This is a genomic window from Streptomyces sp. WAC05292, assembly GCF_003949955.1.
GTDB lineage: Bacteria > Actinomycetota > Actinomycetes > Streptomycetales > Streptomycetaceae > Streptomyces > Streptomyces globosus.
Map to the genome: position 1 here is coordinate 1 of NZ_RPSE01000200.1, position 10,954 is coordinate 10,954.

Sequence of the window (10,954 nt, forward strand, 5' to 3'; positions counted from 1 at the left end):
TCGCGTAGCCGGGAAGACCACTGGCCGGGGGGCCCGTCCCACCCCCGTAGGACGGGCCCCCCGGCCAGTGGTCTTCCCGGCTACGCGACGAGCTCCTCGAAGGACTCGGACTCGTCGCGGCCGAAGCTCAGGACCTCGTCGTCGCGCAGGCGGCGCAGGGAGCGCCAGATGCTCGACTTCACCGTGCCGACGCTGATGCCGAGGATCTCCGCGATCTCCGGGTCGGTGCGGCCCTCGTAGTAGCGGAGCACCAGCATCGTGCGCTGCGGCTCGGGGATCCGGGCCAGCGCCTGCCACAGCACGGCGCGCAGCTCGGTCCCGCGCATCGCGTCGGTGTCGGCGGCGGCCTCCGGCAGCTCCTCCGTCGGGTACTCGTTGAGCTTCCGCCGGCGCCACGCGCTGATGTGCAGGTTCGTCATGGTGCGGCGCAGGTAGCCCCCGACGGCCGCCTTGTCGCTGATCCGGTCCCAGGCACGGTACGTCGAGAACAGCGCGCTCTGGAGCAGGTCCTCCGCCTCGTGCCGGTCGCCCGTCAGGTGGAAGGCCGTCGCGTACAGCGCGGCCCGCCGCTCTCGGACGTACGCGGTGAACTCCGCCTCCGAGTCGGAGGACAGGCGCGGCGCCGGCCCGGCCTGAGCGGCGGGAGCCGCGGCCCGGTAGGTGTTCGCGTCGATGGCCACCGTGTGCGCCTGCCGGGGACGGGCGACCGCACCCGACCGGGCACCCGCCCGGCGGTTCACATCGTGCAGCCGCGTGACAACCGCGCTGGTGGTGGTGCTGTGCAGCGTGTTCATCTCGCGCCCCCCGTCGTAGGTCTGCTTCGGTTACCGGGCTCCTGCTCGGTGCGTTGGTAGAAGCCTGCCCCCCGGACATAACCGGGCTGTCCGCCGACTGTCACAGGCGTGTCACAGCGCCGCGCGGCACCGTCCGCGGCGGCGCTCCGCGCACGACGGTCGAACTCCCGACTGCCCATGGGACAGAATGTGGCCGTGCCTTTCCTGTTGCTGATCGAGGACGACGACGCCATCCGCACGGCCCTCGAACTCTCCCTGACCCGCCAGGGCCACCGCGTGGCCACTGCGGCGACGGGCGAGGACGGTCTGAAGATGCTGCGCGAGCAGCGCCCGGACCTGATCGTGCTGGACGTGATGCTGCCCGGGATCGACGGCTTCGAGGTGTGCCGGCGGATCCGCCGCACCGACCAGCTGCCGATCATCCTGCTGACCGCGCGCAGCGACGACATCGACGTGGTCGTCGGCCTGGAGTCGGGCGCCGACGACTATGTCGTCAAGCCCGTCCAGGGCCGGGTGCTCGACGCCCGGATCCGGGCGGTCCTGCGCCGCGGCGAGAGGGAGGCCAGCGACTCGGCCGTCTTCGGGTCCCTGGTCATCGACCGGGCCGCGATGACGGTCACGAAGAACGGCGAGGACCTCCAGCTCACCCCGACCGAGCTGCGGCTGCTGCTGGAGCTCAGCCGCCGGCCCGGCCAGGCCCTCTCCCGCCAGCAGCTGCTGCGGCTGGTGTGGGAGCACGACTACCTCGGCGACTCCCGCCTCGTGGACGCCTGCGTCCAGCGGCTGCGCGCCAAGGTCGAGGAAGTGCCGTCCTCCCCGACCCTCATCCGGACCGTCCGCGGGGTCGGCTACCGCCTGGACTCGCCGCAGTGATCCACGCTCTGTTCGCGGGCCTGCGCTGGACCAGCCTGCGGCTGCGGCTCCTCCTGGTCTTCTCCCTCGTCGCGCTGGTCGCCGCCGTGTCCGCCTCGGGCATCGCGTACTGGCTCAACCGCGAGGCCGTCCTGACCCGCACCCAGGAGGCCGCCCTCGGCGACTTCCGGCAGGAGATGCAGGACCGGGCCGCGGCCCTGCCCGCCGACCCCACCCCGGAGGAACTCCAGCGCACCGCGGACCTGATGGCCGGCAGCGCCCCGGGGTACAGCGTGCTGCTGCTCGACGAGCGGCCCGACGGGCGCACCGCGTTCGGCGCGGCCGGCCCGGACGCCTTCCGGCTGGAGGACGTCCCCGAGTCGCTGAGGCGGGCCGTGAACGACCGCCAGAAGGCCACCGCCGCGCACGACGCCGAGTACCACATGTACTGGCAGCGGACGAAGCCGCACGGCAACCCGTACCTCGTCGGCGGCACCCGCATCGTCGGCGGCGGCCCGACCGGCTACATGTACAAGTCGCTCGCGCAGGAGCGCGACGACCTGAACACCCTCGGCTGGTCCCTCGCCATCGCCACCGTGCTGGCGCTGCTCGGCTCGGCCCTGCTGGCGCAGGTGGCCGCCCGCACCGTCCTCAAGCCCGTCCAGCGGCTCGGCGACGCCGCCCGCCGCCTCGGCGAGGGCGAGCTCGACCACCGCCTCGACGTCTCCGGCAACGACGAACTCGCCGACCTGTCGCACACGTTCAACAAGACGGCCGAGGCGCTGGAGAAGAAGGTCGCCGACATGAGCGCCCGCGAGGAGGCCAGCCGGCGCTTCGTCGCCGACATGTCGCACGAGCTGCGCACCCCCCTCACCGCGCTGACGGCCGTCGCCGAGGTGCTGGAGGAGGAGGTCGACGACCTCGACCCGATGATCGCGCCCGCGGTCACCCTCGTCGTCAGCGAGACCCGCCGGCTGTACGACCTCGTCGAGAACCTGATGGAGGTCACCCGCTTCGACGCCGGGACGGCCCGCCTCGTCATCGACGACGTCGACGTCGCCGACCAGGTCACCGCCTGCATCGACGCCCGCGCCTGGCTCGACGCCGTCGAACTCGACGCCGAGCGCGGCATCGTCGCCCGCCTCGACCCGCGCCGCCTCGACGTCATCCTCGCCAACCTCATCGGCAACGCCCTCAAGCACGGCGGCTCGCCGGTGCGGGTCTCCGTACGCGTCGAGGGGGAGTGGCTCGTCATCGCGGTCCGCGACAACGGCCCCGGCATCCCGGAAGAGGTGCTGCCGCACGTCTTCGACCGCTTCTACAAGGCCAGCGCGTCCCGCCCGAAGTCCGACGGCAGCGGCCTGGGCCTGTCCATCGCCGTGGAGAACGCGCACATCCACGGCGGCGAGATCACCGCGGCCAACGCGGAGGGCGGCGGCGCGCTGTTCACGCTGCGCCTGCCGGTGGACGTGGGGAAGGTGATCGCCGGTGGCGACGCGCAGGAGTAGGGCGGCCGCGGCCGCCGCCGTCGTGGGGGCCCTGGCGTCCCTGTCGGCCGGGTGCGGGATCCGGGCGACGACCGTCCCCGTGGACGTCGGCCCGGCCCCCTCGCGGGTCTCCTGCGACATCCCGGCCCAGCAGGGCGGGGCGCAGGGCTTCCGGGCGACCGTGGAGCTCGTGTGCGGCTCGCAGCTGGTCGGGGTCGAGCGCATCGTGCCGATGGCCGAGAAGAAGCCCGCCCGGACGGCCGCCCTGGCGGCCGCCGAGGCGCTGCTGGCCGCCCTGGAGCGGGAGCCCGGCCACGACGAGCGGGAGGCGGGCTTCACGACTTCCGTCCCCGACGGGCTGACGGTCGCCCCGGTCCGGGCGGCCGACCCCGCCGGAACGGTACGCCTCAGCCGCAAGCCCGAGGACCTGCCGCCGGTCGCGCTCGCCCAGGTGGTGTGCACCTTCGCGGGCAACGAGACCGTCTCGGCGGGACCGGGCCCGGTCGTCCTCGGCGGCCCGGACAGCGACCCGCCGCGCGCCTGGGAGTGCACGGACGCCGTCCGCGCCCGACCCGAGTCCGTACCGACGCTGGGCGAGCTCGTCCGCCCCGTGCCGTCGCCTGCACCGTCGCCGACCGGCTGACCAACCCGCACTGCTGGCAGGCTTGTTCGAGCCTTCGCCCGAGAAGTGCCGGTGCCGACCCGTACTCGTTGAGGAGTACGGGTCGGTACGTGTGTGAGGGCCGCCCGCGGGTGGCAGTCCACGCGTATGCCACCACGGAAGAGGGCGCCACGGCCCAATGCGACCGCGATGAAGATGATCGGTGAGCAGGTTGCCACCGGCCGGATCGCCAAGAAGCTCACACAAAGCGGGCTCGCCGACCTGGTCAACATGGACTGCGAGACCATCGCCTCCATCGAGCAGGGGCGACGTGTGCTGATGCCCGACATCGCCGAGCGGATGGACCGGGCACTCGGGCTCCCCGGAGTGCTCACGGTCGCTGCCCTGCGGATGCCGGAGGTCGACATGATCCCGGCCTGGGCCGAGGAGTACTTCGAGCGGGAACGCGAGGCCCTCGCGCTGTCCTGGTTCAACACCACGGTCATCCCCGGACTACTCCAGACCGAGGCCTATGCCCGAGCCGTGCTGTCGTGCAGGGTGCCGTTCGTCGGGGCGGAGAAGGTCGAGCTGCGCACGGCCCGCCGGATGCGGCGCCAGGAGATCCTCCAGCGGCCGGTCCCGCCCACCCTGTCCTTCGTGATCTGGGAGGCTGCCCTGCGGGACCGCCTCGGTGGCGACGAAGTGCACGTCGAGCAACTACGCCACCTGCGGGCCTGTGCTGACCGGATGGCGATCTCGATCCAGGTGCTGCCCCTCGGGCTTACGGCTCAGGCGGGCCTATCGGGCTCGTTCATCCTCCTGGAAACGCCCCAGTTTCAGCGTCTCGCGTACTCGGAAACCCAGCGCGGCAGCGTCCTCGTACGTGACCCGAACGAGGTCAGCATCCTCACGCAGAAGTATGCGATGCTGCGGTCCCAGGCCCTCAACGTAACAGCGTCCAAAGGGCTGTTGGACCGGCTGCTAGGAGAGTCATGAGCACCGAACTCGTGTGGTTCAAGTCCAGCTACAGCGGCAGCGAGGGCGGGGCGTGCGTCGAAGTCGCCTACGACTGGCGGAAGTCCAGCTACAGCGGTGACGAGGGGGACGCCTGCGTCGAGGTCTCCGCCCCCTGGCGCACCTCCAGTCACAGCGGCGACGAAGGCGGCCAGTGCGTCGAGGTGGCCGCCTGCCCCCACGTCGTGCACGTCCGGGACTCCAAGGTCGACGGCGGCCCGGTCCTGGACCTGGCCCCGGCCAGCTGGGCCGCGCTCACCGGCTGGGTGGCGGCGTAGTCCCGCAGGAACGCCGACGGGCCCCGGACCGCGAGGGTCCGGGGCCCGTACGGGCGTGCTCGGCGGCGGCTCAGAGGCCCATGGCCGCCGAGAGGTCCTTTTTGACCGCGTCCAGGACCTCCTGGCCGCGGACGCGGGCCGCCGCCAGGTCGGAGGCCTCGGCCACCGGGACGACGACCTCCAGGTAGCACTTCAGCTTGGGCTCCGTGCCCGACGGGCGGCAGATCACCCGGGCCTTGTAGTCGCCCTCCAGGTAGTAGCGCAGGCCGTCCGTGGGCGGGAGCGTGTCCGTGCCCCGGTTCAGGTCCTCCGCCGAGACCACCCGCAGGCCCGCCAGGGACGCCGGCGGCTGCGCCCGCAGCTGCGCCATCGCGTTCGCGATGACCGACAGGTCCTCCACGCGGACCGACAGCTGGTCGGTGTGGTGCAGGCCGTGGGCCATGGCCAGGTCGTCCAGCAGGTCGGTCAGGGCGCGGCCCTGCTCCTTCAGCTCCGAGGCGAGCTCCGCCACCAGCAGGGCGGCGGTGATGCCGTCCTTGTCGCGGACGCCCTCGGGGTCCACGCAGTAGCCGAGGGCCTCCTCGTAGCCGTAGCGCAGGCCGTCGACGCGGGCGATCCACTTGAAGCCCGTCAGGGTCTCCTCGTAGCCGACGCCGGCCGCCTCCGCGATCCGGCCGAGGAGGCTGGAGGAGACGATCGACTCGGCGAAGACGCCCTGCGCGCCCTTGTGGACCAGGTGGGCGGCGAGGAGCGCGCCGACCTCGTCGCCGCGCAGCATCCGCCAGCCGCCGGGCGCCGCCGCGTCCGGGACGGCCACCGCGCAGCGGTCGGCGTCCGGGTCGTTCGCGATGACGATGTCCGGGCGGACCTCGGCGGCCTTCGCGAAGGCCAGGTCCATGGCGCCCGGCTCCTCCGGGTTCGGGAACGCCACCGTCGGGAAGTCCGGGTCCGGCTCTGCCTGCTCGGCGACCAGGACCGGCTCCGGGAAGCCGTGCCGGGCGAACGCCGCCAGGACGACGTCCTTGCCGACGCCGTGCATGGCCGTGTAGACGGTGCGCACGCCGCGCGGGGAGCCCGGCGTCAGCACCGCGTCCGTACGCGCCAGGTACGCCTGGAGGACCTCCTCGCCGAGCTCCTCCCAGCCGGACTCCGGGCGCGGCACGGACGCCAGGGTCTCCACCCGGGCGATCTCGGCCGCGATCCCGGCGTCCGCGGGCGAGACGATCTGCGAGCCGTCGCCGAGGTACACCTTGTAGCCGTTGTCCCGGGGCGGGTTGTGGCTCGCGGTCACCTCGACGCCCGCGACGGCGCCGAGGTGCCGTATGGCGTACGCGAGGACGGGCGTCGGCAGGGGGCGGGGCAGGACGGCCGCGCGCAGGCCGGCACCGGTCATGACGGCCGCGGTGTCGCGGGCGAAGTCCGCGGACTTGTGGCGCGCGTCGTAGCCGATCACGACCAGCCCGCCGGCGTGGCCCTGGGCCTTCAGGTACGCGGCGAGGCCCGCCGCGGCCCGGATGACCACCGAGCGGTTCATCCGCATCGGGCCGGCGCCGATCTCGCCGCGCAGCCCGGCGGTGCCGAACTGGAGGGTGCCGGAGAACCGGGCCGCCAGCTCGGCGGTGTCGCCCGCCTCGACGAGGCCGGCCAGCTCCTGCGCCGTCTCCGGGTCGGGGTCCTCGGCCAGCCAGGCGCGCGCCCGGGTGATCAGGTCGTCCTGTTCCTGCACTACTTCCGCCTTGTCTCTCGTACGGTGCCGGTGCCTCAGATGCGGGCGAGGACCTGGGTCAGCAGCTTGCCCATGCGGGCGGCCGAGTCGCGGCCTGCCTGGAGGACCTCTTCGTGGTTCAGCGGCTCGCCGGACAGGCCCGCGGCCAGGTTGGTGACCAGGGAGATGCCGAGCACCTCGGCGCCGGCCTCGCGGGCGGCGATGGCCTCCAGGACCGTGGACATGCCGACGAGGTCGGCGCCCAGGACGCGGACCATGTTGATCTCGGCCGGGGTCTCGTAGTGCGGCCCGGGGAACTGGGCGTAGACGCCCTCCTCCAGGGTCGGGTCGATCTCCTTGCACATCGCGCGCAGCGCGGGCGAGTACAGGTCGGTCAGGTCCACGAAGTTCGCGCCGACGATCGGCGAGGTCGCCGTCAGGTTCAGGTGGTCGCTGATCAGGACCGGCTGGCCGGGCGCCATGCCCTCGCGGAGGCCGCCGCAGCCGTTGGTCAGCACGACGGTCTTGCAGCCCGCGGCGACGGCGGTGCGGACGCCGTGGGCGACGGCGGCGACGCCGAGGCCCTCGTAGTAGTGCGTGCGGCCCAGGAAGAGCAGCGCGCGCTTGTCGCCGATCTTGTACGAGCGGACCTTGCCGCCGTGGCCCTCGACCGCGGGGGGCGGGAAGCCGGGCAGCTCGGTGACGGGGAATTCGAACTCGGGGGCGCCGAGCGCCTCCGCGGCGGGGGCCCAGCCGGAGCCCATGACCAGGGCGACGTCGTGGGTCTCGGCGCCGGTGAGCTCGCGCAGGCGCGCGGCGGCGGCGTCTGCGGCGGCGTGGGGGTCGGTAACAGATGCGTTCACGCAGACGAGCGTAGCCGCTTATCGCCTACGCGCGTAGATGGCGCTGCTCACGGTGTTCGGATCGTTGCCTTGGCGTTTCCGCCGAATCGTCCCGCTGCGCCGGGCGCGCCCGGTTCGGCCGCACGCCCGCGACCTGCGAAGACGCAGGGGAGGCAGAGGCGCGCCGGGTGCCGGCGGGCGCGCGGGGCGGGCTCAGCAGGGGCGCTTGCGCAGTTCCATCACGTAGTCGTGCGGGGCGCCCGCGGACTCCGCGGCATCCGCGATCTCGCCCAGGTACCGCGCGGACGGCAGGCCGCCCTCGTACCCGTTCAGCACGTAGCACCAGGCGGCCTCCTCGCCGTCCAGCGTGTGCACGCGGATCCGCATCCGGCGGTAGATGTCCAGGCCGACGCCCTCCCACCGGTCCATGGAGTCCTCGTCCAGGGGTGCGATGTCGTAGAGGGCGACGAAGACCTGCTGGCGGGGCGCCTCGACGATGGTGGCGAGGGCGCCCTCCCAGCCCATCTGCTCGCCCCCGAAGGTCAGCCGCCAGTCGTTGATCCAGCCCGTTCCGCGCAGCGGCGAATGCGGGGCGCGGCGCGTCATCAGCCGCGGGTCGAGGTTGCCGGCGTACGCGGCGTAGAGCGACATGGAGTCGAGGGTACGGGAGGGGCGGGCCGGGGCGCCCGCCCGGTGCGGATAGCCCGTACGGAGTCGCGGGCCGCGGCCGGCCGGGGGACCGGGGGAGAAGCACCTTGAAGCGTGCGGGACAATGGAGGGCGGAATGCATCCCCCGGGGAGACCCCCCGGAAGCCCCGGCCGGGGCGGCGCTCGGCCGGGTATACGTGAGGCGGAGTTTTCGTGACCCGGATCGTGATCATCGGCGGCGGACCCGGCGGGTATGAGGCGGCCCTGGTGGGGGCCCAGCTCGGCGCGGAGGTGACCGTCGTCGACTGCGACGGCCTCGGCGGCGCATCGGTCCTCACCGACTGCGTGCCCTCCAAGACCCTCATCGCGACCGCCGAGGTCATGACGAACTTCGACTCCTCGTACGAGGAACTCGGCATCGTCGTCGCGGACGACACCCCGCCGATCGAGCAGTCCGCCCGCATCATCGGCGTCGACCTCGGCAAGGTGAACCGGCGCGTCAAGCGGCTCGCGCTCGCCCAGTCGCACGACATCACCGCCTCCGTCACCCGGGCGGGCGCACGCGTCATCCGAGGCCGCGGCCGCCTCGGCGGCCCGCAGGGCATCGACGGCACGCGCGACGTGATCGTCACCGCCGCCGACGGCACCGAGCAGATCCTCACGGCCGACGCCGTGCTGATCGCGACCGGCGGCACCCCGCGCGAGATCCCCGACGCCATGCCCGACGGCGAGCGCATCCTGAACTGGACGCAGGTCTACGACCTGGAGGAGCTCCCCGAGGAGCTCATCGTGGTCGGCTCCGGCGTCACCGGCGCCGAGTTCGCCGGCGCCTACCAGGCCCTCGGCTCGCGCGTCACGCTGATCTCCTCCCGCGACCGGGTGCTGCCCGGCGAGGACCCCGACGCCGCCGCGGTCCTGGAGGACGTCTTCCGCCGCCGCGGCATGAACGTCGTCGGGCGGGCCCGCGCCGAGTCCGCCAAGCGGGTCGGCGACCGCGTCGAGGTCACCCTCTCCGACGGGCGCGTCATCACCGGCACGCACTGCCTGATGGCCGTCGGCGCCATCCCCAACACCAAGGGCATGAACCTGGAGGAGTCCGGCGTCCGGCTCAAGGACTCCGGCCACATCTGGACCGACAAGGTCTCCCGCACCACCTCCCCCGGCGTGTACGCGGCCGGCGACGTCACCGGCGTGTTCGCGCTCGCGTCCGTCGCCGCCATGCAGGGCCGCATCGCCATGTACCACTTCCTCGGCGACGCGGTCACCCCGCTGAACCTCAAGACGGTCTCCTCGAACGTCTTCACCGACCCCGAGATCGCGACCGTCGGCTACACGCAGGCCGACGTCGACGCCGGCCGCATCGACGCCCGCGTCGTCAAGCTGCCGCTGCTGCGGAACGCGCGCGCCAAGATGCAGGGCATCCGGGACGGCTTCGTGAAGCTGTTCTGCCGCCCGGGCACCGGAATCGTCGTCGGCGGCGTCGTGGTCTCGCCGCGCGCCAGCGAACTGATCCACCCGATCTCGATCGCCGTCGACAACAACCTGACCGTCGAGCAGATCGCAAACGCGTTCACGGTGTACCCCTCGCTGTCGGGATCGATCGCGGAAGTGGCGCGCCAGCTGCAGACCCGAAAGGCGAACGGCGAAGGCTGACCGGCCGCAAATCCGCCCAACCTCCGCATAAACAGCGGAGGTTGGCGGCGGTACCGGCCGCAACGGCGGAACACGGGGCCACCCGACCGACCGCGTATACCACTAACTCCCCTGCCTTATGGACAACTTCGGTATTCCGGCGCAAGGAGCTGAACGCAGACGGTCGCCCGGGTTACTGTCAGTTTCGTGTTCGCTGCAGAACGTCGCCAGTTGATTCTCGAAATGGTGCGCGCGAACGGAGCGGTATCGCTCCGGGAGCTCGCCCGCGTCGTCCAGACCTCCGAAGTGACCGTACGGCGGGACGTGCGGGCACTGGAGGCCGAAGGACTCCTCGACCGCCGGCACGGCGGTGCGGTCCTCCCCGGCGGGTTCACCCGCGAATCCGGGTTCCCGCAGAAGTCGCACCTCGCCACGGCGGAGAAGACCGCCATCGCCGACGTCGCGGCCGGCCTCGTCGAAGAGGGCGAGGCCGTCGTCGTCGGCGCGGGCACCACCACCCAGGAGCTCGCCCGCCGGCTCGCGCGGGTGCCGGGGCTGACCGTGGTCACCAACTCGCTGCTCGTCGCCCAGGCGTTGGCGCACGCCAACCGGGTGGAGGTCGTCATGACCGGCGGGACCCTGCGCGGGTCCAACTACGCGCTGGTCGGCAGCGGAGCCGAACAGTCGCTGCAGGGCCTGCGGGTCTCCCGCGCGTTCCTCTCCGGCAGCGGTCTGACGGCCGAGCGCGGGCTGTCCACGTCCAACATGCTGTCCGCGAGCGTCGACCGGGCGCTGGTCCAGGCGGCCGCGGAGGTCGTGGTCCTCGCGGACCACACCAAGCTCGGCACCGACACCATGTTCCAGACCGTGCCGACGGACGTCATGACCCGCCTCGTCACGGACGAGCCGCCGGCGCACGACGACCGGGCCGCGACCGAACTGCAGGCCCTCGCGGACCAGGGAGTCCAGATCACCGTGGCCGGCACGGCCGGCTCCGGGTCCGGTTCCGGTTCCGGCATGGACGGCATGCAGGGCCGCCGCCCCCGCCGCGCGGGCCGGCAGTTCCGGACCGGCCCGGTCGTCGTGCGCCGGCGGCTCGTC

Annotated in this window: 11 protein-coding genes; 7 read left to right on the top strand and 4 right to left on the bottom strand. The window is 72.8% G+C overall.

What is annotated here, in order from left to right; translation table 11 throughout:
• Positions 1–80: 80 nt before the first annotated feature.
• Positions 81–794: a SigE family RNA polymerase sigma factor gene (locus EF903_RS20200; protein WP_125545158.1), complete on the bottom strand. Its 714-nt coding sequence runs from the start codon at positions 792–794 to the stop codon at positions 81–83.
• A 195-nt stretch (positions 795–989) separates the two neighbouring features.
• Between EF903_RS20200 and afsQ1 the strand changes: the two genes are divergently transcribed.
• The 5 genes from afsQ1 (at position 990) to EF903_RS20225 (ending at position 5,026) form a co-directional block, all read left to right on the top strand.
• On the top strand, positions 990–1,667 hold the full coding sequence (gene afsQ1 / locus EF903_RS20205; RefSeq protein ID WP_174250340.1) for a two-component system response regulator AfsQ1: 678 nt from the start codon (positions 990–992) through the stop codon (positions 1,665–1,667).
• Complete coding sequence (locus EF903_RS20210; RefSeq protein WP_260615652.1) at positions 1,664–3,154, top strand: HAMP domain-containing sensor histidine kinase; 1,491 nt, start codon at positions 1,664–1,666, stop codon at positions 3,152–3,154. The genes afsQ1 and EF903_RS20210 overlap by 4 nt, the downstream gene beginning before the upstream one ends.
• Positions 3,135–3,776, top strand: coding sequence for a hypothetical protein (locus EF903_RS20215; RefSeq protein ID WP_125545160.1), 642 nt, complete (start codon positions 3,135–3,137; stop codon positions 3,774–3,776). The genes EF903_RS20210 and EF903_RS20215 overlap by 20 nt, the downstream gene beginning before the upstream one ends.
• 168 nt (positions 3,777–3,944) lie before the next feature.
• Positions 3,945–4,730, top strand: a complete 786-nt coding sequence (locus EF903_RS20220) for a helix-turn-helix transcriptional regulator (protein WP_260615654.1) — start codon at positions 3,945–3,947, stop codon at positions 4,728–4,730.
• Positions 4,727–5,026 carry a DUF397 domain-containing protein gene (locus EF903_RS20225; protein ID WP_125545164.1) on the top strand — a complete coding sequence of 100 codons (300 nt, stop codon included), beginning with the start codon at positions 4,727–4,729 and terminating at the stop codon, positions 5,024–5,026. The genes EF903_RS20220 and EF903_RS20225 overlap by 4 nt, the downstream gene beginning before the upstream one ends.
• Before the next feature lie 70 nt (positions 5,027–5,096).
• On the opposite strand, the gene EF903_RS20230 is transcribed toward EF903_RS20225, so the two are convergent.
• From EF903_RS20230 to EF903_RS20240, 3 genes are all read right to left on the bottom strand, one after another.
• Entirely contained in the window at positions 5,097–6,752 is a 1,656-nt protein-coding gene (locus tag EF903_RS20230) for a phospho-sugar mutase (protein ID WP_125545166.1), read from the bottom strand.
• 35 nt (positions 6,753–6,787) lie between these two features.
• Positions 6,788–7,594 carry a purine-nucleoside phosphorylase gene (locus tag EF903_RS20235; RefSeq protein ID WP_125545168.1) on the bottom strand — a complete coding sequence of 269 codons (807 nt, stop codon included), beginning with the start codon at positions 7,592–7,594 and terminating at the stop codon, positions 6,788–6,790.
• Positions 7,595–7,786: 192 nt separating this feature from the next.
• Entirely contained in the window at positions 7,787–8,224 is a 438-nt protein-coding gene (locus tag EF903_RS20240; RefSeq protein ID WP_007266087.1) for a gamma-glutamylcyclotransferase, read from the bottom strand.
• A gap of 210 nt (positions 8,225–8,434) precedes the next feature.
• Here EF903_RS20240 and EF903_RS20245 point away from each other — a divergent pair, with 210 nt between their 5' ends.
• Positions 8,435–9,874, top strand: coding sequence for an NAD(P)H-quinone dehydrogenase (locus EF903_RS20245; protein WP_125545170.1), 1,440 nt, complete (start codon positions 8,435–8,437; stop codon positions 9,872–9,874).
• A 186-nt stretch (positions 9,875–10,060) separates the two neighbouring features.
• A partial coding sequence (locus EF903_RS20250; protein ID WP_260615656.1) for a DeoR/GlpR family DNA-binding transcription regulator occupies positions 10,061–10,954 on the top strand: 894 nt, incomplete at its 3' end.